Annotated in this window: 23 protein-coding genes and 1 other RNA gene; 12 read left to right on the top strand and 12 right to left on the bottom strand. The window is 56.7% G+C overall.

Going from position 1 to position 22,002, the window contains the following annotated elements; all coding sequences use genetic code 11:
- Nucleotides 1-40: 40 nt before the first annotated feature.
- Nucleotides 41-358 carry a DUF1476 domain-containing protein gene (locus GOV79_RS18135; protein WP_170791029.1) on the bottom strand — a complete coding sequence of 106 codons (318 nt, stop codon included), beginning with the start codon at nucleotides 356-358 and terminating at the stop codon, nucleotides 41-43.
- A 185-nt stretch (nucleotides 359-543) separates the two neighbouring features.
- Between GOV79_RS18135 and purC the strand changes: the two genes are divergently transcribed.
- The 7 genes from purC (at nucleotide 544) to GOV79_RS18100 (ending at nucleotide 9,916) form a co-directional block, all read left to right on the top strand.
- Nucleotides 544-1,299, top strand: coding sequence for a phosphoribosylaminoimidazolesuccinocarboxamide synthase (gene purC, locus GOV79_RS18130; protein ID WP_170769672.1), 756 nt, complete (start codon nucleotides 544-546; stop codon nucleotides 1,297-1,299).
- Between the two features lie 177 nt (nucleotides 1,300-1,476).
- Entirely contained in the window at nucleotides 1,477-1,707 is a 231-nt protein-coding gene (gene purS, locus GOV79_RS18125; protein WP_170769673.1) for a phosphoribosylformylglycinamidine synthase subunit PurS, read from the top strand.
- Between the two features lie 4 nt (nucleotides 1,708-1,711).
- Nucleotides 1,712-2,755, top strand: coding sequence for a zinc-dependent alcohol dehydrogenase family protein (locus GOV79_RS18120; RefSeq protein ID WP_170791027.1), 1,044 nt, complete (start codon nucleotides 1,712-1,714; stop codon nucleotides 2,753-2,755).
- Between the two features lie 11 nt (nucleotides 2,756-2,766).
- Nucleotides 2,767-3,435 (top strand): phosphoribosylformylglycinamidine synthase subunit PurQ, encoded by a 669-nt coding sequence (gene purQ, locus GOV79_RS18115; protein ID WP_170791025.1) that lies wholly within the window; start codon nucleotides 2,767-2,769, stop codon nucleotides 3,433-3,435.
- 37 nt (nucleotides 3,436-3,472) lie between these two features.
- Nucleotides 3,473-5,251 (top strand): sensor histidine kinase, encoded by a 1,779-nt coding sequence (locus GOV79_RS18110; RefSeq protein WP_170791023.1) that lies wholly within the window; start codon nucleotides 3,473-3,475, stop codon nucleotides 5,249-5,251.
- Between the two features lie 12 nt (nucleotides 5,252-5,263).
- Nucleotides 5,264-6,598, top strand: a complete 1,335-nt coding sequence (locus tag GOV79_RS18105; RefSeq protein WP_170769677.1) for a sigma-54-dependent transcriptional regulator — start codon at nucleotides 5,264-5,266, stop codon at nucleotides 6,596-6,598.
- Nucleotides 6,599-7,114: 516 nt separating this feature from the next.
- On the top strand, nucleotides 7,115-9,916 hold the full coding sequence (locus GOV79_RS18100; protein ID WP_170791021.1) for an Rne/Rng family ribonuclease: 2,802 nt from the start codon (nucleotides 7,115-7,117) through the stop codon (nucleotides 9,914-9,916).
- A 50-nt stretch (nucleotides 9,917-9,966) separates the two neighbouring features.
- Here the strand turns inward: GOV79_RS18100 and GOV79_RS18095 are convergent, their stop codons facing one another.
- The gene (locus tag GOV79_RS18095; RefSeq protein WP_170769679.1) at nucleotides 9,967-10,200 is read right to left on the bottom strand and encodes a sulfurtransferase TusA family protein; all 234 of its coding nucleotides are present in this window, start codon (nucleotides 10,198-10,200) and stop codon (nucleotides 9,967-9,969) included.
- 105 nt (nucleotides 10,201-10,305) lie between these two features.
- Here GOV79_RS18095 and GOV79_RS18090 point away from each other — a divergent pair, with 105 nt between their 5' ends.
- The 4 genes from GOV79_RS18090 (at nucleotide 10,306) to GOV79_RS18075 (ending at nucleotide 14,636) form a co-directional block, all read left to right on the top strand.
- Entirely contained in the window at nucleotides 10,306-11,058 is a 753-nt protein-coding gene (locus tag GOV79_RS18090) for a cytochrome c biogenesis CcdA family protein (protein WP_170769680.1), read from the top strand.
- A gap of 63 nt (nucleotides 11,059-11,121) precedes the next feature.
- Nucleotides 11,122-12,336: a hypothetical protein gene (locus GOV79_RS18085; RefSeq protein ID WP_170791018.1), complete on the top strand. Its 1,215-nt coding sequence runs from the start codon at nucleotides 11,122-11,124 to the stop codon at nucleotides 12,334-12,336.
- On the top strand, nucleotides 12,333-13,682 hold the full coding sequence (locus GOV79_RS18080; RefSeq protein WP_170791016.1) for a cytochrome P450: 1,350 nt from the start codon (nucleotides 12,333-12,335) through the stop codon (nucleotides 13,680-13,682). The genes GOV79_RS18085 and GOV79_RS18080 overlap by 4 nt, the downstream gene beginning before the upstream one ends.
- Before the next feature lie 72 nt (nucleotides 13,683-13,754).
- Nucleotides 13,755-14,636, top strand: coding sequence for a fructose bisphosphate aldolase (locus tag GOV79_RS18075; RefSeq protein ID WP_170791008.1), 882 nt, complete (start codon nucleotides 13,755-13,757; stop codon nucleotides 14,634-14,636).
- A gap of 6 nt (nucleotides 14,637-14,642) precedes the next feature.
- Here the strand turns inward: GOV79_RS18075 and GOV79_RS18070 are convergent, their stop codons facing one another.
- The 4 genes from GOV79_RS18070 to fumC are packed head-to-tail and all read right to left on the bottom strand — an operon-like array spanning nucleotide 14,643 to nucleotide 17,091.
- On the bottom strand, nucleotides 14,643-15,245 hold the full coding sequence (locus GOV79_RS18070; protein ID WP_170791006.1) for a DNA-3-methyladenine glycosylase I: 603 nt from the start codon (nucleotides 15,243-15,245) through the stop codon (nucleotides 14,643-14,645).
- A 57-nt stretch (nucleotides 15,246-15,302) separates the two neighbouring features.
- Nucleotides 15,303-15,524 (bottom strand): ribbon-helix-helix domain-containing protein, encoded by a 222-nt coding sequence (locus tag GOV79_RS18065; RefSeq protein WP_170769685.1) that lies wholly within the window; start codon nucleotides 15,522-15,524, stop codon nucleotides 15,303-15,305.
- On the bottom strand, nucleotides 15,521-15,697 hold the full coding sequence (locus tag GOV79_RS18060; protein ID WP_170769686.1) for a DUF4169 family protein: 177 nt from the start codon (nucleotides 15,695-15,697) through the stop codon (nucleotides 15,521-15,523). The genes GOV79_RS18065 and GOV79_RS18060 overlap by 4 nt, the downstream gene beginning before the upstream one ends.
- Nucleotides 15,697-17,091: a class II fumarate hydratase gene (gene fumC, locus GOV79_RS18055; protein WP_170791004.1), complete on the bottom strand. Its 1,395-nt coding sequence runs from the start codon at nucleotides 17,089-17,091 to the stop codon at nucleotides 15,697-15,699. Before fumC ends, GOV79_RS18060 begins: the two co-directional genes overlap by 1 nt.
- Nucleotides 17,092-17,296: 205 nt before the next feature.
- On the opposite strand from fumC, the gene GOV79_RS18050 reads away from it, so the two are divergent.
- On the top strand, nucleotides 17,297-17,860 hold the full coding sequence (locus GOV79_RS18050) for a hypothetical protein (RefSeq protein ID WP_237215913.1): 564 nt from the start codon (nucleotides 17,297-17,299) through the stop codon (nucleotides 17,858-17,860).
- A gap of 11 nt (nucleotides 17,861-17,871) precedes the next feature.
- On the opposite strand, the gene GOV79_RS18045 is transcribed toward GOV79_RS18050, so the two are convergent.
- The 6 genes from GOV79_RS18045 to GOV79_RS18020 all read right to left on the bottom strand — a co-directional run bounded on the left by GOV79_RS18045 (nucleotide 17,872) and on the right by GOV79_RS18020 (nucleotide 21,960).
- The gene (locus GOV79_RS18045) at nucleotides 17,872-18,333 is read right to left on the bottom strand and encodes an SspB family protein (RefSeq protein WP_170786684.1); all 462 of its coding nucleotides are present in this window, start codon (nucleotides 18,331-18,333) and stop codon (nucleotides 17,872-17,874) included.
- 76 nt (nucleotides 18,334-18,409) lie between these two features.
- Complete coding sequence (gene chrA / locus GOV79_RS18040) at nucleotides 18,410-19,663, bottom strand: chromate efflux transporter (protein ID WP_170791002.1); 1,254 nt, start codon at nucleotides 19,661-19,663, stop codon at nucleotides 18,410-18,412.
- 293 nt (nucleotides 19,664-19,956) lie between these two features.
- On the bottom strand, nucleotides 19,957-20,388 hold the full coding sequence (locus GOV79_RS18035; RefSeq protein ID WP_170769690.1) for an ester cyclase: 432 nt from the start codon (nucleotides 20,386-20,388) through the stop codon (nucleotides 19,957-19,959).
- Nucleotides 20,389-20,471: 83 nt separating this feature from the next.
- Nucleotides 20,472-20,819, bottom strand: a transfer-messenger RNA (tmRNA) gene (gene ssrA / locus GOV79_RS18030).
- A 36-nt stretch (nucleotides 20,820-20,855) separates the two neighbouring features.
- On the bottom strand, nucleotides 20,856-21,218 hold the full coding sequence (locus GOV79_RS18025; RefSeq protein ID WP_170791000.1) for a DUF4345 family protein: 363 nt from the start codon (nucleotides 21,216-21,218) through the stop codon (nucleotides 20,856-20,858).
- Nucleotides 21,219-21,228: 10 nt separating this feature from the next.
- On the bottom strand, nucleotides 21,229-21,960 hold the full coding sequence (locus GOV79_RS18020) for a FadR/GntR family transcriptional regulator (RefSeq protein WP_170790999.1): 732 nt from the start codon (nucleotides 21,958-21,960) through the stop codon (nucleotides 21,229-21,231).
- Nucleotides 21,961-22,002: the final 42 nt, after the last annotated feature.

Below are 22,002 nucleotides of genomic sequence, written 5' to 3'. Positions count from 1 at the left end.
CATAAATCTCATGAAGATCATGAGGCGGGGCAGATACCCGTCAGTCGGTCTCGCTGAGAACCTGCGCCTTGGCCTCAGGCAACAGCTCGGCCATCTTGGCGCGGATCTCGTCATCCGAGGACAGCGAGCCCAGATCGCCAGAAACCTTGCGCACGACATCTTCGTGCCCGGCCTCTTCAAAATCCGCGATCACAACAGTTTTGGCATATTCTTCAGCGTCGGCACCGGACTTGCCCAGCTTTTCCGCGGCCCACAGGCCCAGCAGCTTGTTGCAACGCGCCTGCGCCTTGAACTGCATTTCTTCGTCATGGGCGAATTTGGCTTCAAATGCGTTTTCGCGTTCGTCAAACGTGGTCATGGGTTGGGGACCTCTTCGGTTATATCTTCTTGATTGATGATATGACGATAGCCGCGCCCGGACGCAAGGGATTTGCGCTGCGTCAAAGCCTCTCGGTTTACTGCGCTTGCGGGAAAAGGGGGGTTGGACTATGAGAGCGCCAAGAAGCGGGAATATTCCCGCTCGTCAGTCTGGAAGGGTCGCTTATGGCGCGTCGCAAGAAAATCTACGAAGGCAAGGCAAAAATTCTGTATGAAGGCCCCGAGCCGGGTACGATCGTTCAGTACTTCAAGGATGATGCCACTGCCTTCAACGCGGAAAAAAAAGACGTGATCGACGGCAAGGGCGTTCTGAACAACCGCCTGAGCGAGTTTTTCATGACCGGTCTGAACCAGATTGGCGTTCCGACGCACTTCATCCGCCGCCTGAACATGCGTGAACAACTGGTGCGTAGCTGCGAGATTGTGCCGTTGGAAGTGATCGTGCGCAACTATGCCGCCGGGTCGATGTCCAAACGTCTGGGCATTGCTGAAGGCACGCAATTGCCGCGTCCGATCGTAGAGTATTGCTACAAGGATGACGCTCTGGGTGATCCACTGGTGACCGAGGAACATATCGCCGCCTTTGGCTGGGCCAGCCAGCAGGACATGGATGATATTCTCAGCCTTGCGCTGCGGGTGAATGATTTCCTCAGCGGCATGATGCTGGCGGTGGGTATTCGTCTGGTCGATTTCAAGATCGAAATCGGGCGCGTGTACGAAGGCGATTTCCAGCGCCTGATTATCGCCGATGAGATCAGCCCCGACAGTTGCCGTCTGTGGGACATCGAAAGCGGTCAGAAGCTGGACAAGGACGTATTCCGTCGCGATCTGGGCAGCCTGACGGATGCCTATTCCGAGGTCGCGCGCCGTCTGGGCGTTCTGCCCAAAAGCAATGTGACCAAGCCTACGCTGATCAACTGATCTGCCTCGCTTGCGTGGAATACTGGAAACGCCGTGCCCTTGCGCGGCGTTTTTGCTTTTGCGCCGGTTCCTGCGGCAAACTGCGTGCGGACAAGGGTTGTCGAATGGCAAAAGGCGCGCTATCCCCCGCGCAACGGAACGGGCCGCGACTTTTGGCCCTTAGCTGGAGTTGCAGGAATGAAAGCACGTGTGCATGTGATGCTCAAGAATGGGGTTCTCGACCCGCAGGGCGAGGCCGTGCGCCACGCATTGGGTGCCATGGGCTTTGATCAGGTCGAAGGCGTGCGTCAGGGCAAGGTGATCGACCTTGAGCTGGCCGACGGCGCGACCGAAGCCGACGTGACCCAGATGTGCGAAAAACTGTTGGCAAACACGGTCATCGAACGCTACGAGATCGAACTGGTCTAAGCGGATGCGGGCGGCGCGTCTAATCACCTATCGCCAGCCGCTCGAGCTGGCCTCGGTTTCCGATCCGAAACCGGGAGAGGACGGTGTGGTTCTGTGCGTGCTGGCCTGCGGCGTGTGCCGTTCCGACTGGCACGCATGGTCTGGTGCGGACCCCGACGTTGTCCTGCCCATGATCCCTGGACACGAATTCTGCGGCGAGGTGGTTGCGGTTGGAAAGCGCGTCAGCCGATGGAAGGTCGGAGACAGGGTGATCGCGCCCTTCATTCTGGCTTGCGGCCATTGCCCGGATTGCGCGCAAGGCCATCAGACAATCTGCGCCGATCAGGTGGTGCCTGGCTTTACCTGCGATGGCGCATTTGCTGAATATGTCTCGGTAGCGCATGCAGATGCCAATCTTTCGGTGTTGCCTGATACAATGGCTCCTGAAATTGCTGCTGCCTTGGGCTGTCGTGTCACGACGGCCTGGCAGGCCCTGGTGGGGCGTGCGCAGTTGCAAGGCGGTGAATGGCTTGCGGTTTTCGGCGGCGGTGGAGTAGGGATATCGACCCTGTTGCTGGGCAAGGCGCTGGGTGCGCGCGTGATCGTTGTGGATATCGCCGACGACAAGTTGAACTACGCCAAAACTCTGGGTGCAGATGTGGTGGTCAACGCGGCGACCAGCAATGCGCCACAGGCTATTAAGGATATCACCTGCGGTGGTGCCCATGTCGCGATCGAAGCTCTTGGGATCGAAACTACTACAATCGCCGCCATGAAATCCCTGCGTAAGCTGGGTCGCATGGTGCAAATAGGAATGCCCGCCGGACCGCATAGCAACATGACCTTGCCGATGGATGCGCTTTATTCCGGTCAGCTTGCCGTATTCGGAACCCGCGGTATGCCCAGCTGGCGCTACCCCTCGCTTTTGTCGTTGATCGCAGGGGGCAGTGTTGACCTGAGCCCACTGGTGACGCGGCATATTTCTTTGTCCCAGGTAAGTGAAGAACTTGCCGCCTTTGACCACCCGACGCCGCCCGGCGTTGCCGTTGTCACCGATTTCACGCATTAGGAGGCCCCGCCATGCGCGCAGCAGTCATCGTATTTCCCGGCTCCAACTGTGACCGGGACCTGGCCGTGGCCTTTGAACAGGCCGGTTTTCAGGTCGACATGGTTTGGCACAAGGATGCCGCTCTGCCCGAGGGCGTGGATATCGTGGGCGTGCCCGGCGGGTTCTCGTACGGTGACTACCTGCGTTGCGGTGCGATTGCCGCGCAGTCTCCCATCTGTAAGGCGGTTGTCGACCATACTGACCGTGGTGGCTATGCCGTGGGTATTTGCAACGGCTTTCAGATCCTGACCGAAACCGGGATCTTGCCGGGGGCGCTGCTGCGCAATGCGGGCCTGAAGTACATCTGCAAGACCGTCGGCCTGAAAGTTCAAACCAGCGACAGCGCCTTTACGCAGGGCTACAACGCAGGTGACGAGATCGGCGTGCCGATTGCCCATCATGATGGAAACTATTTTGCTGACGACGCAACATTGTCCACGCTTCGTGATCAAGATCGCATCGCATTCACCTATACCGAGAATCCGAATGGCTCGGTCGGGGACATCGCAGGCATCCTCTCGGAAAACCGCAGGGTTCTCGGGATGATGCCGCACCCTGAACGGGCGGCGGATCAGGGCCATGGCGGCACGGACGGAACGGCATTGTTCCGCGCATTATCAGGCGTTCTTGCTCCGGCGTGACTTGAGGAACCGATTCAGCCCGCGTAGTTTCCGGGGCATGAGTTCCGACAATCGTTCAGGCTGGTCTTCTTTCAAGACCCCGTTTCAAGGCGCCCCTTTGGGGTGGCGATTGCGCGTTGCGGTCACGGTTCTTCTTCTGGCAACCGTGGCGACGATTTGGGTCACGAACCGGTTGCTGATCGACCGCTTTACCGAATCCACGCGCAACCGCGCTGAACTGCGGCTGGCTTTGTACTCCGGAAATTTGCTGAGCGAACTACGCCGCAATGCTATTGTTCCGCAGCTTTTGGCGCGCGATCCCAGCCTGATCTCGGCCTTGCAGTCCAGTGATTATACGCTTTCCAGCCAACGCTTGATTTCATTTGTCGAGGAAATAGGCGCGGCCTCTCTGATGCTGTTGGACGGCGATGGTCTGACACGGGCGGCGACGGACAGGAACCGTCTTGGCGAAGGGCACAGAAACTCGCCTTATTTCATTGATGCGGTTCGCTCCAACGCGACGATCTTTACCGTGATCCAGACGGAGTCTGGTGGATACAGCTTTGTTTATTCGCGTCGGATTGAGGCAAATGCCGAAGTCCTCGGTGTCATCGTGGTCGAAGTCGATCTGCAAAAGTTCGAACGCGCTTGGGCCGGAATCTCGGATGCCGTTATGGTGGCGGACAGCACCGGGACCGTGATCCTTTCCACAGAACCCAAATGGCGAGGGCTGGACGAAAACACTGCCATTCAACGCCAATCGCCGGATTCTGCCATTGAACGCGCCATACGCGCGACGGCCGATTGGACAGCCCTGCCTGCCGACGCCTATGTGCAGGGCGAGGCCGTGATGCGCATGGAAACCCGCATTCCGTTTCGTGGATGGAAGATGACATCATTCACGACCTATTCCTCTATCCGCGAAAAAGTGAACAGTGTCATCGCGTTGGAGATCATGGGCTTTGCGATTCTTCTGGCGCTGGCCTTCTATGCGCTCAGCCGCCGGGCCACGTTCCGCATGACGCTGTTTCAGCGCGAGTCGGCAGAGCTTCGCGCATTGAACGCCCGCTTGCAGCGGGAAATTGCTGAACGTGAACGGGTAGAAAAGACGCTGGAAGTGGCTGAGCAGACGCTGGCACAAAGCTCGAAACTTGCGGCGTTGGGTGAGATGTCGGCAGCCGTCAGTCATGAGCTTAATCAACCTCTGGCTGCAATGAAAACCTATCTGGCCGGGGCACGCCTTTTGCTGCGCCGCAACCGTCCCGAAGAGGCATTGGCCAGCTTTGGTCGCATAGACGGGCTGATTGAGCGGATGGGGGCGATCACCCGCCAGCTCAAGTCTTACGCAAGAAAGGGGGCGGACGCATTTTCCCCTGTAAATCTTGGCGAAGCGCTGGCCTCGGCCTTGTCAATGATGGAACCGCAGTTGCGGCAACGCCATGTTAAGATCACTCAGATTCTGCCCGAAGAACCGGTATTGGCCATGGGCGACCGGATGCGGATCGAGCAGGTTATGGTAAACCTCTTGCGCAACGCGCTGGACGCCACCAAGTCAGTATCTGAGCCCGACGTTGAAATCATTTTGGCAGCAGGCGATATGGCGGTGTTGACGGTGCGCGACAATGGGCATGGTATCGAAGATATCGAGAACCTGTTCGAACCGTTCTATACAACCAAGCAGCCGGGCGACGGGGTTGGGCTGGGGCTTGCCATCTCCTCTGGGATCGTGAACGACCATGGAGGACGGCTGACCGCCCGCAATAGTCCCAACGGGGGCGCGGTGTTCGAGATGCAGTTGCCAATACTTGGAAGCGATGGCCTAGAGGCCGCGGAATAACGGGGTAAGAAAATGGCACAAGCCATGAAGATCGCCATTGTGGACGACGAACAGGATATGCGCCAGTCGATCAGTCAATGGCTGGCACTGTCGGGATATGACACCGAAACCTTTGCCAGCGCCGAGGATGCGCTCAAGGTATTAGGGCCGGACTACCCCGGCATCGTGATCTCGGACATCAAGATGCCCGGTATGGACGGCATTCAGTTGCTGAAGAAACTCATGGGCGCGGACAGTACACTGCCGGTCATCATGATCACCGGGCATGGGGACGTGCCTATGGCGGTTGAGGCGATGCGCGTGGGCGCGTTCGACTTTCTGGAAAAGCCCTTCAACCCCGACCGGATGTCCGAACTGGCCAAACGCGCCAGCAACGCCCGTCGTCTGACGCTCGACAACCGGGCTTTGCGGCGTGAGTTGTCCGATGGCACCCAGATCATGAGCAAACTGATCGGGGCCAGTCCGGTCATGGAGCGCCTGCGAGAAGATATTCTGGATCTGGGACAGGCCGATGGGCATGTTCTGATCGACGGTGAAACCGGAACTGGCAAGACATTGGTGGCGCACGCTCTGCACGCCGTAGGCAGTCGGGCAGGTAAGAAATTCGTCCTGATCTCATGCGCAGCCTTGGAGGAAGAGGCGCTGTCCAAACGGTTGTTCGGGCCTATGATGCCCGAGGATGCGCAATTGCCTGCCATTGAAGAGGCGCGTGGCGGCACGCTGGTGCTGGAAGATGTCGAAGCGTTGAGCGACACGTTGCAGGCGCGATTGCTGAGCGTGATGAATGATCAGGGCACACCTGCCGAGACCCGCATTATCGCAATTTCGAATTTGCAGGAAGCGGGAAAGACCTCGGAAGATGTTCTGCGACCGGACTTGTTCTATCGGTTGGCTGCGCTGCGCATCACCATGCCGCCGCTGCGCCAGCGCGGCGAAGATATCCTGACGCTATTCACGCGCCTTAGCGAGCAATTTGCCGAGGAATATGGCTGTGATGCACCGCAGGTCAGTGCGCAGGAGGCCGCGCAGCTGTTGCAGGCACCGTGGCCGGGTAATGTGCGGCAGCTTATTAACATTGCGGAACGTGCGGTTCTGCAATCACGGCGCGGGTCTGGAACGATCGCATCGTTGTTGATGTCGGATCATGAAGAGATGCAACCGGTTATGACCACAGAGGGCAAGCCGCTGAAAGAATATGTTGAGGCGTTCGAGCGGATGCTAATCGACAATACCATGCGCCGACACAAAGGCTCGATCGCTTCGGTGATGGATGAGCTGTGTCTGCCGCGTCGAACGTTGAACGAAAAGATGGCGAAATACGGGTTGCAACGCTCGGACTATTTGTGACGGTTGGGAGGGGGCCAGCCCCCTCTTGAGCCTGTGGCTCAATTCACCCCCGAGGTATTTTTTAAACAGAAGAAGGTTTGGGAGCGTGCTGGATTGAGGCGGCATGCAGTTTGCCCATTGTCTTTTCCACAGGACTGCTTTTATTGTACCCGAACGGGCCGGGCCATTTTTGTGCCCTGAAGTCCCGAATCTTTGAGTTTCGCTGCGAGGTCGCAGGTGGTGACATCTTCCCACACAGGCTGAGCAGGCCGATTGTGCCCCGATCAAGGGGCAGTTGAACGCCTGAACCCGTGGATGCGGGTGAAAGGAATATAATGGGCAGACAGCGTCAAGGCGCGTCTGTCGGAGAAGAACCGCGATGACGCGCGCGCAACGATTGACTATACGGGCAGGGGGCCACAGCGCCAGACCCTGCCGCGCGCCGTCCGAAATCGCCCGTACAAGACACCTCCCCAAAAGTGCCTGTCCGCCTGGACGGGTCAGGACAACGCGTTTGGCGCGGTGCACCAAGGACAAATGGCTAAGAAAATGCTTATCGATGCCACCCACGCCGAGGAAACTCGGGTTGTGGTGGTCGATGGAAACAAGGTCGAGGAATTCGATTTTGAATCTGAAAACAAACGCCAGCTCGCTGGTAACATCTATCTTGCAAAAGTAACACGGGTCGAGCCGTCGCTGCAGGCGGCTTTTGTGGACTATGGCGGGAACCGGCATGGGTTCCTTGCGTTTTCCGAGATTCATCCGGACTATTACCAGATCCCCGTCGCCGACCGCGAGGCGCTGATGGAGGAAGAGCGCGCCTATGCCGAGGCGATGAAAGCGCGCGACGAGGCTGAGGAAGCGAAGCCCAAGAAGCGCCGGTCGCGGTCGCGGAGCAAGGCAGCGGATGTGAAAACCGATGATGCAGTGGAAACGCTGGAGGTGTCGTCGGAACCGTCGGGCATGGAAACCATTGACCTGGATGACGGGGATGAGAACGCCGATATGGCCGTTCCCGAAGGTTCGTCTCCGGTCGATCGCGTTGCGGAAACGCCGGTTGAGGAACCCGAAGAGGATGCGGCTTCCGAGGATACTCCGGCTGAGACTGAAGAAGCGGATACTGAGGTTGCATCGGAAGATGACCAGCCGGATGTATCGGTGGAGCCAGAGCTCGCAGAGGAATCTGAGCCTGATGCTGCTATTACGGATGACGCGGTGGCAGAAGAAGCTGCGGAGACCGAAGAGGCAGAAGGAAAACCTGAGGACGAGGGCGAGGCGCGTGCAGACGCGACGGCCAAGGATGACACGATTGAATCAGTGGCGGATGAGGATGACAGCGAAGACATTCGTCCTCCGCGCAAACCGCGCCCGCGTCGGTACAAGATTCAAGAGGTCATCAAGGTCCGCCAGGTTCTGCTGGTGCAGGTCGTCAAGGAAGAACGGGGCAATAAAGGTGCCGCACTGACCACCTATCTCTCGCTTGCAGGGCGTTATTGCGTGTTGATGCCGAATACCGCGCGTGGCGGTGGGATCAGTCGCAAGATCACCAACGCTCCGGATCGTAAGAAGCTGAAGGAAATCGCTGCCGAGATTGACGTTCCCACGGGCGCAGGTCTGATCATTCGGACCGCTGGCGCCAAGCGTACCAAGTCCGAGATCAAGCGCGACTACGAATACCTGCAGCGCATGTGGGAACAGATCCGCGAACTGACGCTGAAATCCATCGCGCCAGCTAAGATCTATGAGGAAGGCGACCTCATCAAACGGTCGATCCGCGACCTTTACAATCGCGAGATCGACGAGGTTCTGGTCGAAGGCGAGGGCGGCTATCGCATCGCCAAGGACTTCATGAAAATGATCATGCCGTCACACGCCAAGAACGTGAAGCGGTATGAGGATTCGTTGCCTCTATTTGCGCGTTATCAGGTGGAAAGCTATCTGGCTGGGATGTTCAACCCGACCGTACAGCTGAAATCCGGCGGCTATATCGTGATCGGCGTGACTGAGGCGCTTGTGGCGATCGACGTGAACTCGGGGCGGGCGACCAAGGAAGGCTCGATCGAGGAAACCGCGCTCAAGACCAACCTTGAGGCGGCCGAGGAAGTCGCGCGCCAGCTGCGCCTGCGCGATCTGGCCGGTCTGATCGTCATCGACTTTATCGATATGGACGAGCGTAAGAACAACTCGGCTGTCGAAAAGCGCCTGAAGGACAAGTTGAAAACCGACCGTGCCCGCATTCAGGTGGGTCGGATTTCCGGCTTTGGACTGCTTGAGATGAGCCGTCAGCGCCTGCGCCCCGGTATGCTTGAGGCGACGACACAGCCTTGTCCGTCGTGCCATGGCACTGGGCTGATCCGCTCGGATGATAATATGGCGCTGACCATTCTGCGCCAGATCGAAGAAGAGGGCACGCGTCGTCGTTCGCGCGAGGTGTTGGTACGCTGCCCTGTCAGCATTGCGAACTTCCTGATGAACCAGAAGCGCGAGCATATCGCGCAGATCGAGGCACGCTATGGCCTGTCGGTTCGGATCGAAGGCGATATTCATCTGGTCAGCCCCGATTTCTCGATGGAGAAGTTCAAGACTGCCAGCCGAATTGTGCCCGAAGCCTCCGCGCCTGTTGTGTCGGTGGACGCGTCCCTAATGGATCTCGTGGATGCAGATGAAGAGGAAAAGGTCGAGGAAGAAACGCCTGTGACCGACGAAGAGGTCAAACCCAAACGCAAACGTCGTCGTCGGCGTCGCAAGAAAGGCAATGGGAATGGCGATCAGGCCGAAGGGATGGCGGACGAGGCTGAAAGCCAGGACGAACCCTCTGCGGAAGATGCGCCTGCCGAAACGGATGCAGCCGAGAAAAGCGACGAGGAAGCAGAGGTCAAACCAAAGCGCCGCCGCGCACCGCGTCGCAAAAAGAAAGAAGAAGAACCGGTTGAAGATGAAGTCAGCGCCGAGGCGTCTGATGAGGCCGAGACACCTTCGGAACCCCTTGAAGCGGCAGCGGTTGAAGAACCGCTTGTCGAAGCTGCCGAAGAACCTGCGGCCGAGGCGTCAGAGGATTCCCAAGAAGCGGAGCCTGCAGTCGCAGCGGATGGACCTGTGGCAGAACCCGAAGCCGAAGAAGTTTCCGAAGAAGGGGCTGCAGCAGAACCTGTTGAAGAGCTTAGCGCCGAGCCAACCGCTGAACCCGTTGCCGAAGCCACGGAAGAACCTGCAGCGGAACCCGTCGCTGAAGCTCCGCAAGAGCCTGTGGTCGAAGAACCGGTTCTTGAGGTTGTGTCGGACGAACCTGAAAAGCCCGCTAAGCCGAAAAGGCGTGGGTGGTGGTCATTGGGACAGTGACCAAAGGGCGGGCCAATGGCCCGCCTTTTTTGTTCAGTATTGAAACAATTCTAGCCTATTTTCTGGATGATATAGATCTGATGCCCGTCTGCCTCGTCCTGTGAAACGAGGCGATGACCGCTTTCCGCGCAAAAATGCGGAACGTCGACAACGGCTGCCGGATCGTCGGCCAAGACACGCAATAATGCGCCTTCCGGCATAGATTTCAGGCGCTTACGTGCCTTGAGGACGGGTAGGGGGCATAGCAGCCCCAACGCATCAAGTGTATCAGATGGGTTTGACATAGGCCTGAGATATTTCCAACTTGGCTGGGTGTCCAGCGTGCAACCACGAGGATGTGACCGAATGGCCCCGTGACGTTCACGGCTTCATACCATATGTGCTGAAACATGTTCGGAATTGATATCATAGACGCGGGCCTGCTGCCTGCCATGTTCATCGCAATGCTGGGCGGGCTGATCAGCTTTCTGTCGCCTTGCGTTTTGCCCATCGTTCCGCCTTATTTGGCCTATATGAGCGGCGTGTCGATCAACGAAATGCAGGATCAGGCCGCCGCCAGACGCAAGGCAACGCTAACGGCGTTGTTCTTTGTGCTTGGCCTGTCGACGGTCTTCCTGTTGCTGGGCTTTACCGCATCGGCCTTCGGGGCCTTTGTGCTGCAAAATCAGGTGCTGTTCGCAAAGCTGTCCGGTGCAGTTGTGATCGTGTTCGGCCTGCACTTTCTGAATGTGTTCCGTATTCCCTTCCTGGACCGGGAAGCGCGGATTGAAACGGGCGACTCGGGTGGTTCCGTGTTTGGGGCATATATTCTGGGCCTTGCCTTCGCCTTCGGCTGGACGCCCTGCATCGGGCCGCAACTGGGCGCGATTCTGTCTCTGGCCGCGTCCGAGGCTTCGGTCGCACGGGGAACCTTGTTGCTGGGCGTTTATGCGGCCGGGCTTGGTATTCCGTTCCTGCTGGCAGCGATGTTCCTGAACCGCTCGATGACTGTGATGAACAAGATCAAACCGCACATGGCGACTATCGAGAAAGTCATGGGTGGCCTGCTGCTGTTCGTAGGTATCATGCTGATCACCGGCCTGTTCACTCAGTTCAGCTGGTGGTTGCTGGAAACCTTCCCTGCGTTGGCAAATTTCGGGTAAAAACCGGACTCCTCTTACCTTGCCGGTAACGCTGCGCTAACCTGCGCCGCAGAAGGTAAGGGCATGCGCAGTCACGACAATCACAGGCAGGTTAAACGACGTCGGGTGTTCTATATTCCCGGCTATGACCCCATTCATCCCCGCCGGTACCGAGAGCTTTACCGGACCGAAAGCGCGGCTCAGGCGGCCATATCAGGGTATGAAATCACACTATCGCCCAGAACTGGCGATGGGCCATATGGTTGGCACGTGCGATCCGTGCAGGACGGGACGGCGGTAGAGGCCGAGTTTCAGGTGCTCGTGTGGTCGGATATCGTGCGCGACAGCATGTCGAACTCGATAGCGGCAACCTATGGGCAACTGATCAGAACTGCGTGGGTCTATATCTCGACTGGGGTTTTGTGGCGGTTGATGAAGCTCCGCAAAGGTCCTGTAATCGCCGCAATTTATCCGGTTGCGATGTTGCTGATCCAATTGGGTGTCGCTGTCGGCGCCGCGTTGGGAATATGGGCGCTTCTGTCGTCGATACTGGGCTGGGTGGCCTGCCTTCCTGCCACCGCATTGGGCTATGCCGTGCTGCGATGGTTCCGCAAAATCGACAACCACCTGTTCGCCTATTACCTGATGCATGACTATGCCCATTCCGCCGCATGTCGGGGGCGAACGCCTCTTGCGTTGCAGCAACGCCTTTGTGAATTCGCGTCGTTGGTCGACGCCGCGCTAAAGGACGACGTTGATGAAGTTCTGGTCGTAGGTCACAGTTCGGGCGCGCATCTTGGTGTCGCCGTCCTGGCCGAGCTTATCCGGTCTGCACTCCCAGACAGAGACGGTCCAACACTGTCTTTTCTGTCGCTTGGTCAAGTGGTTCCGATGGTCTCTTTTCTGCCGGACGCGACCGACTTACGCGCTGATCTGCAATTCCTCTCGCAGCAAGAGGGGGTGACGTGGGTCGATGTCTCGGCCCCAGGCGACGGATGCGCCTTTGCGCTTTGTGATCCAGTTTCTGTGACAGGCGTTAGAACCGACGCGAAGAAATGGCCTTTGGTACTATCGGCCGCCTTTACGCAGACACTTTCACCAGAGCGGTGGAGGCAGTTGCGCTGGCGGTTCTTTCGGCTGCATTTTCAGTATCTTTGCGCTTTTGACCGGGTGGGCGCCTATGATTATTTCCGTGTGACCGCTGGACCTTTGACCTTGGGTGCACGTTTCGGGGGTCGCGCACCTTCCAAATCGCGCATTGATACGCCTGTGTCGAAATACCGCTCGGTGGTTGGATGAAACCGCCCAAGCCGACCCCGCGGCCAGACAAGGTCTCGCTTTGGCGATATCTCAAACTGTTTCGGCAGGATCTTTTGTCGGCCCAGCCACAACGACTCTACCGGGCATGGATGGCTGAATTTCGGACTGTTTTCTTTCGATCCTACATGATCAACCAGCCAGAGTTGGTTGAAACTGTATTGAAAAAGAGGCCCTACGACTTCCCCAAGTCCAACCGCATCGCCGAAGGCCTGCGCCCTTTGCTGGGCAATTCAGTGTTTCTGACCAATGGTGACACGTGGAAACGCCAGCGGCGGATCATTGACCCTGCCTTTGAAGGCGGCCGTCTGAAAGATACCTTTCCGGCGATCCAGGATGCCGCGCAAGCCGCCAACGATCGGTTGCAGCAAAGCCTGAACCAGATCCTCGAATGTGAGAAATTCACCAGCCACGCGGCGGCGGATGTGATCTTTCGGACCCTGTTTTCAGTGCCCATCGAGCATGAAGTTGCCGCGCAGGTGTTCACTAAATTCCGCGCCTATCAACGCAGACAGCCCTTGTTGAACCTAGCCGCGTTCCTACCGCTGCCTAGCTGGATGCCTCGGTTCCATTCACGCCAAACAAAACAAAATGCCCGAGAAATCAGAGAGCTGATCGAACATCTTGTTTCAGCGCGCGCCGCGCTGATCGCCCAAGGTATGGCGCCAAACGATCTGGCGACCAAGATCATGACGACCCCGGACCCCCAGACTGGCAAGTGTTTCGACACAGACGAGATGGTGGATCAGGTGGCCATCTTCTTTCTGGCTGGCCACGAGACCAGCGCATCCGCATTAGCGTGGGCCCTGTACCTACTGGCACTGTATCCGGACTGGCAGGACAAGGTGGCTGAAGAGGCCGCAGCGCTGGACACCCCCGGCATGACCGCCGTTGCTGGCTTGAAGATCAGCCGCGATGTGTTCCGCGAAACCCTGCGCCTATACCCGCCGGTCCCGATGATGGTGCGGCAGGCCACATGCCCCGAAGTCTTTCGGAACCGGCAGATACAACCCGGTGCTCAGATGGTTATCAGCCCCTGGCACCTGCATCGTCATGAACGCCTGTGGGACAATCCCGACGGGTTCGACCCCGGCAGATGGCACACTGAGAATGGCAAAACCTGCCAGCGCACCGCGTTTATTCCGTTTTCGGCAGGCGCACGGGTCTGTAGCGGGGCAGGGTTCGCGATGGTCGAAGGGCCTTTGATCCTGTCTACGCTGCTGCGCCGCTATCGCTTCGAACTGGTCGAAGGCCAAACACCGGTTCCCGTGGCTCATCTGACCGTTCGCTCAAAAGATGGCATTCGGTTGCGTGTGGTTGAGCGCTAACAAACTACCATCACCAATCACGTTGCTGTATGCGGTTGAAAACAGCGGAATCATTTCGAACGGGAAAACCTTATGTCCAAATCAGAACAGCGCGCGCAAATGGCCAATGGGGCGGGGTTTATCGCCGCTCTGGATCAAAGCGGTGGTTCGACCCCCAAGGCGCTGGCGCTTTATGGTGTTGAGGCATCGGATTACAGCTCGGATGCTGAGATGTTCGGCGAAATCCAGAAGATGCGCGCGCGTATCATTCTGGCCGATGACTTCACCAAGGATAAAGTGATCGGCGCCATCCTGTTCGAACGTACCCTGGGCGAAGAGATCGACGGCAGGAAAGTTGCCGATTACCTGTGGTCGCAAAAAGGGATCGTGCCGTTCCTCAAGATCGACAAGGGGCTAGAGGATGAAGCGAACGGCGTACAGATGATGAAGCCGATCCCTGGCTTGGCGGATACGTTGGCCAAGGCCGACGGTGTTTTCGGCACCAAGGAACGTTCTGTCATCCATGAGGCGAATGCAGAGGGCATCGCCGCTGTGGTCGCGCAGCAGTTCGACGTCGCACGCGAGGTTGTTGCAGCTGGTATGGTGCCGATTGTCGAGCCTGAGGTAAACATCAACTCTTCCACCAAGGCCGAGGCTGAGGACATCCTGAAAGCGGAAATCCTGATGAATCTCAATAAGTTGGAGGACGGTCAGGATGTAATGCTGAAGCTGACCATCCCCAGCACCGCCAATCTTTACGATGCTGTGGCCGATCACCCGCGTGTTCTGCGCGTTGTGGCGCTTTCGGGTGGGTATTCGACTGATCAGGCCTGTGCGCTGCTGTCCGAGAACGGCAAGATGATCGCATCTTTCTCGCGGGCGCTGACCGAGGGTTTGTCGAAACAGCAATCAGATGCCGAGTTCAACGCGGCGCTGGGTGGCAATATCGACAAGATCTTCCAGGCTTCGGTCTGATCTGACCTAAACCGGTTTTGTGAATTCGCGGCGCAAACGCGCCGCTTTTTCACGCATCACACACCCTTCCGCGTGATCATTCACAAGCCCCATCGCCTGCATGAAGGCAAAAACCGTGGTGGGGCCCACGAATTTCCAGCCCCGTTTCTTCAAATCCTTCGACATAGAAATGGACTCGGCCGAGGTTGAGGCCGTTTGCGGAACCGGGGGCATTGTCGTCTCATACCGCCACACATAGGCTGCCAGCGACCCCTCGGCCGCGATCAATTCCTGCGCCCGTTGGGCGTTGTTGATCACGGCCTCGATCTTGCCGCGATGCCGGATGATACCTGCATCCTGCAACAACCGTTCCACATCCGCGTCATCAAATTGCGCCACCTCTTTGATATTGAAATGTTTAAACGCTTTACGGAAATTTTCGCGTTTGGACAGGATTGTGCGCCAGCTTAAGCCGGATTGAAAACTTTCGAGGCAGAGCTTTTCGAATAACCGTTGATCATCCGCGACTGGATATCCCCATTCAGCATCGTGATACGCAAAGAACTCAGGTGCGGCCTGACACCAGGCGCATCTGGGTTGGCCGTCCGGGCCTTGTACGGTCTTCAACATGTATGTACCCTTTTTGTTCCATTGACGCTACTGCGCCTCAGGCCAAAAAGCAATCGCTCACGGACGGTTGCGGTACCAGTTCAGCACATAGACCCGAATTGCCGACGCTAACCCGATATCAGGGTCACGCTCCACATCAATCTGCGCAGCCAACGCATTGATAGGCATTTGTTTTTGCTTTGCAATATCCCGAAATGCGGACCAAAATTCATCCTCAAGCGAGACCGAGGTTCGGTGCCCTTTGAGGGTCACAGAGCGTTTGACAGGGCGCCCGCTCATTCATCTAACTCGTGATTGTCCAGATCGCGTGTCTGTTTTTCTCGATCCAGCCGGTCCGCCTCTTTCTGAGCTTTACTGCGCCCGAAAGCGACGGCGTTCTGGTCAGCGCGGGCCTTTTTGTTGGCCCGCGCTTTTTCCTTGCGGTACCGGTTCAGATTGACCGGTTTGCCCATCAGTCCTTTGGACCAATCATCTGTTCGGGGCGGACAACCGCGTCAAAGGTCGCCTCATCCACGAAACCCAGCGCGATGGCTTCTTCTTTCAAAGTCGTGCCATTCTTGTGCGCCGTTTTGGCAACCTTAGTGGCGTTGTCATAACCAATGGTGGGGGCCAGTGCTGTCACCAGCATCAACGATTCCTTCATCAGCTTGTCGATGCGCGGTTCGTTGGCCTGAATGCCCAGCAGCATCCGTTCCGTAAAGCTGTCCGCAGCATCGCCCAGCAACTGGATGGATTGCAGCAGGTTGTAGGACATCATCGGGTTGTAGACGTTCAGTTCAAAATGACCCTGACTACCTGCGAATTTGATCGCGGCGTCATTGCCCATCACATGCGCTGCCACCTGGGTCAGCGCTTCGGCCTGTGTTGGGTTCACTTTGCCGGGCATGATGGACGAGCCGGGCTCATTCTCGGGCAGGATCAGTTCACCAAGGCCGGAACGAGGGCCGGACCCCAAAAGCCTGATATCATTGGCAATCTTGTAGCAGCTACCGGCAATTGTCGCCAAGGCGCCAGACAGGAATACCATGGCATCATGCGCGGCCAGCGCCTCGAACTTGTTGGGGGCGGTGACAAAGGGCAGGTCGGTGATTTCTGCCATATTGGCTGCCACAGCCTCGCCCCATCCGTGCTGCGTGTTCAAACCGGTACCTACAGCTGTACCGCCTTGGGCCAACTCATAAATGCCGGGCATTGCAGCGTTTACACGTGCGATTCCCTGTCGGATTTGATGGGCATAGCCGCCAAATTCCTGGCCAAGCGTCAGAGGGGTCGCGTCTTGCGTATGGGTACGGCCGATCTTGATGATATCTTTGAACTCATCCGCTTTCTGTTCCAGTCCACTGGCCAGCTTTTCCAGGCCGGGCAAGAGGACATCCCGAACGCTCATCGCGGTTGCGATATGCATGGCGGTTGGGAAGGTGTCGTTTGACGATTGCCCCATATTGCAGTGATCATTGGGATGCACCGGGTCCTTCGATCCGATCACGCCGCCGAGAATCTCTATGGCGCGGTTTGCAATCACCTCGTTCGAGTTCATGTTCGATTGGGTGCCGGAGCCGGTTTGCCACACTACTAGCGGGAAGTTGTCGTCGAACTTCCCTTCAAACACCTCACCAGCCGCCTGAATTACCGCATCCGCAATCGTTGCGTCCAGTTTGCCGGTTGCCTTGTTCTGCATGGCGCAGGCTTTCTTGATCACCCCTAGCGCACGCACGATGGCGACGGGCTGTTTTTCCCAGCCGATGGGAAAATTCATGATCGAGCGTTGCGTCTGCGCGCCCCAATACTTGTCTGAGGGAACCTCCAACGGGCCAAAGCTGTCGGATTCGGTGCGGGTCTGGGACATCGGTCACTCCGTCGTGTATGCCGTTGCATGCCGTTTACGCACAACTTTAGCATCATGCAATCGGCCAGTTGCGCGCACCATAAACTTAAGGTGGGCAAAGGTATAGATCGTGCCGAGTGTCATTTTCTTCTGTTAAACTTGAAACGGACCATTGTACGCGCCGGTAGGTGAGCTAGAATAAAACATCATCATTTTGGAGGCGCACGTGCTCCTACAAGTTCCGGTTCATTCCTTTAGACTTATTGGCCTTATTGCAGGTTGGGTGGCGTTTTTTTCGGTCGTCGCATTGCCATCGCATGCTGCTGAGATCACGCCCTTTGTCGGTGACTATGTAGGTTCGGCCAATATGGTTGATCAGGATGGCACCGAAACCCCAAGGGACATGAGCGTTTCGATCCAAGAGAACAAAAACGGATTCAATGTCAGTTGGAAAACGACGACCTACAAGCATGACGGGCGCGTGAAAGAGCAGGCCTTCTCGATCGACTTCAACCCCTCTGAGCGGTCTGATGTTTTCTCGGCCGCGATGCGCCGAAACGTTTTCGGGCACGAAGTGCCGTTGGACCCGATGCAAGGCGAGCCATTCGTCTGGGGCCGCATCATGGGCGACACCCTGACCGTGTTTTCGTTGTTTATTGATGAAAACGGTGGATACGAGCTGCAGCAGTTCGACCGCACCCTGGCGGAGGGTGGGCTTGATCTATCCTTTTCCCGGTTTCGCAACGGGATCAAGTCCCGCTCGGTCGAGACCTTCCTGAAAAAACAATAATCCCGACAGGGTTACTTCCGGAAACTGTCTAGCGACACGACATCAGCGTCATGATGCTCGTCCTGCTCGGCCTCGATTTCAATCGGCGCCTCTGCTATCGGTACCTCATCGTCCTCATCTTCGGCGCTTTCAAAACGCAGTCCGAATTCGACAGAGGGATCGACGAAAGTTTTGATCGCAACATACGGAATATACAGCGGTTCCGGAGCATCACCGAAGTTCAGCGTAATTGCAAAACCCGAGTCTCCGACTTCGAGGTTTTCGAACCAGTGCTGCATGACGATCGTCATCTCTTCTGGATATCGCTCGCGCAGCCAATCGGCCATTTCAACGCCGTTCTGGCGCGTGTCGAAAGTAATAAAGAAATGATGCGCTCCGGGAAGACCGTTTTCAGAAACGCTGGTCAGAACCGTTTTGATCAGCCCGCGCATGGCGGTGTGCATCAGGTTCCCGTAATCAATGTCCTGCGACATGTGTCATCCTCAAATATGGTGCCCTTCAGCATAAGGGATTCCATTGGAAACGAAAGACCGAGAGTCACGGGATTGTTCAAAGAAAATATGTTCCGACACCGGCTATGGCCATCAAGGCCAATGTCTTTCCCATGCCGAATTTGAATCGAAATATCAACACTCCAGCGATCACAGTTAATATCAGGGCGGAGATATTGAGCGTATTTGAAGCGGGCCAGGGCAAACGAACAAGCCCCCACGCTATCTCTTTCACGTTCGTGAAAAAAACATGCAAGGCAAACCAAAGAGAAAGGTTGAGAATCACACCCACAACTGCCGCCGTTATGCCATGCAATGCGGCTGAAAGGCGGGGTCTGGCGGCCAGCTGGTCCAAGTATGGTGCGGTCAGGAATATCCACAGGAAACACGGCACGAATGTAGCCCAAAGCGCAACGATTCCCGCAGCCAACGCCAACGGCAAACCTGCCGTTGTTTGTCCAGTCAACATGGCGACGAATTGGGTAACAAGGATAAGCGGGCCCGGGGTTGTTTCAGCCAAACCCAATGCGTCGATCATCTGGTTGGTTGTGATCCACTCGTATTTTTGGACGACGGTTTGCGTCATATACGCAAGAACGGCATATGCGCCACCAAATGTGACTACTGCCAAACGGGCGAAAAACCAACCCAGATCGCTTAACAGTTTAGCGCCCGCAATGCTGAGGAGAAACAAAGGTGTCAGCCACAGAGTGATCCAAATCAGACAGGTGCGCACAGGGTTGGTTTGGGGCGAGTAAATGCCCGATACGGAAGACTGGCCCCCATCAAGCCGTAGATACCCCCAAACCGCGGCACTCAGAATAATGACAGGAAAGGGCAGTTGCAGTGCGAAGATGGTCAGAAAACCGAACAGGGCGATAAATTTGCTTTCGCCACTAGTCAACGCGCGGCGTGACAGATTGCGCAATGCTTGAATGACAATGACGATGACTGTTGCCTTCACTCCTAGAAAGCCTGCTTGGACGAAAGGAAGGTCACCAAACCGAGCATAAAGCCAAACCAAAGCGCCAATCACTATGGCACCCGGCAGTACAAATAGGGTGCCGGCAATCAAACCGCCGGGCACGCCGCGCAAACGCCAGCCGGCATAGGTGGCCAACTGCATTGCCTCGGGGCCGGGAAGCAGCATGCAAAGTGACAGCGCCCGCAGATAGGTGTGTTCATCCAACCAAGGGCGTTTTTCGACAAGTTCTTCGTGCATCAATGAGATTTGCGCCGCGGGTCCGCCAAAAGATAGCAGGCCAATACGTCCAAAAACACGGATCAACTCGGGGACCGAAGGAGGCGTCATCTGGTTCTGTCCATGAAAACGGCTAGGTATTGCGCTGACGTCAAACGCCAGCTGCTGCGAGCAATTCCACTTTCAGTGCGGGAAGTTAGGTCTAAGCAACAAAGAGTTACGGCGGGAATATTGCGTTTTTGTCTTTGGAGTACATTCAGAATAGGTTGAATAGGGCACGGCATGTCACTTGCCTCAGGCACGACCACGCGAAGCTTGGGGTTGCCCCATCACGGGTGTTCGCGACCTGACCCTCTGCCCGTTGCTAACGCGCATCAGACAAACGGGTCAAGCGCCCCGCAAAACTATACCCAATCCAACCGCTGCCCGGTCATGCAAACAGGCAATGTATCCTTTGGGAACTGTCCTAATTGCTCGAAAAGCGAGATGAAGTCGAATTGGTTATATGCCTCAACCATTTTGTCGCCGCGAAAGCGCGCCACGACCTGACCCGTCACCTCAACCGGGGCACCATTGTCAGCCCGAGAGGTTTGAACGTGCAAAATACTGGACACCCAATCGCCGTTCTCGATGGTCTTACGTACATCAATTGAGATTTCTCCCAAGATATGGCGAAAAGCCATGACTAAATCACGAAAGTCGTCGGCACCGACCTGCATCTCGGGGATCAACCCCTCAGCCGCTGTATCAGGCGTGAAATACCGATCAATCGCATCGGTGTTGCCGTTTTCCCAAACCTCGGAATACCACTCACGTAGGATCTCTGCATGTGACATCTCAGCTCTCCTGTCTTGCTGGAACAAAGATGAACAAAAGGAGTGAACAAACTCTGAACACTGAAGATAATATGAGGTGGAGAAATGCAGGTTTCTGTTGCCAGGTACCTGCGAACCCCGCCTTACGCGGCTAGGCGCAAGGGCTTAAGTTTCGGTCTTGTTACTGCTTACGCAGCAACTGCAACCGGAGCACGATTGTCGTTTGCAATTGTACTAGTTTCGCCGATAACGGTGGCAGACAGCCGAGACAAAGCTAACCCCTTTAGACGTTCGTCGATCCTATTTCGGCCCCGAAATCCTCAAACGAAGGATGATTGGTGGAGCCGCCGGGTACCGCCCCCGGGTCCGATCCGCTTATTACGAGCGCGTTTATGTCCATAGTCCCGAGGGACACATCTTATATAGGTGAGGGTCGTCGGGGATGCAATTGCTCAGTTTTAGAGCGTGTATTACATGATTACAGTTGCTTACGGTGCTTTATTCAAGTTCGCCACTATCAACCACAGGGCAAGTACCGCTTCGATTCCGCCAAAAGTCAGAGCCTTGACCAAAGGCGGATTGTCCAGAATGACCGACAAGAACCGCCCCAGTGCTGCGCCTGCATAGACCACGCCCAACATTGCGTAGGCCATTGGCGCATTCAGCCATAGGACCGCAATACCCGTCACAACAAACAATCCGCCAACCGAGGCACGCATTTCGCTCAGCCCCATGGTGCTGTTGGTCGGGGCCAGATCCAGCGCGTTGGCGGTATAAGCCGGAGCCAGAAAGCCGAACAATCCAAAGCCGATTGTCAGCACGGCCGCAGTGATATTTAGGACGGATACCATCAGATCCTCTCTAGGCTGGTTTGCGTCGCTGTTCCGCGACATCATGGGCCAGTTTTCGTGTGTATTTTTCAAGCTTTACGAGGCTCTCATCAACCACGTCTGCATCGCCGTTTTCCAGGCCGTCGGCAATCTGAGTGTGCAGCGAAATGATTTCCTCGCGGGACCGGGCGGTGAAGGTGATCATGTTCATCAGTGGCTGCATCGCTTCGACCGCACCCGCCAACTGGTAGGACAACACAGGGTTTCCTGCGCCGTCGACCAGCGCACGGTGGAAGGCCACATCTGACGCGCAGAAAGCTTCATCCGTCAGGCCAGGCTGCGCTTGGCGAAAGATCTCGGCCCGCATGGTGGCCAGTTGATCGGCCGTCCGACGCTGTGCCGACAATCGGGCGCAGGCGCGTTCCAAGGCATAGCGCGCCTCGCAGGCCGTGTCGAAACTGACCGTGTTCATGGACAACAACAGTGTCGACGTAGTGATTTGTTGGGAATAGGCGTCCTCAAAACTCAACCGATTGACAAAAGCACCGCCGGTCGCACCCCGTTGCGTGCGGATTAGAGACTGCGCAGCCAGCCGCTTCAAGGCCTCGCGCACCGTCGGGCGCGACACCTGAAATTGGTCGGCCAACTCTGCCTCGGACGGCAAACGCTCATCAACGATCAACTGGCCCGAGACGATGGCATCGCGGATCGCCTGCGCAATCTGCGCGGACAGGTCGGCGGGCTTCTGAGGATCGATTTTCATATTCCGGCACCTGTTGGTACGTTTTTATTTGTCTGACATTTA

The sequence above is a fragment of the Ruegeria lacuscaerulensis genome (genome assembly GCF_013034745.1).
In the GTDB taxonomy this organism is placed as follows: domain Bacteria; phylum Pseudomonadota; class Alphaproteobacteria; order Rhodobacterales; family Rhodobacteraceae; genus Ruegeria; species Ruegeria lacuscaerulensis_B.
This window is presented reverse-complemented; position numbering and strand designations above follow the sequence as displayed.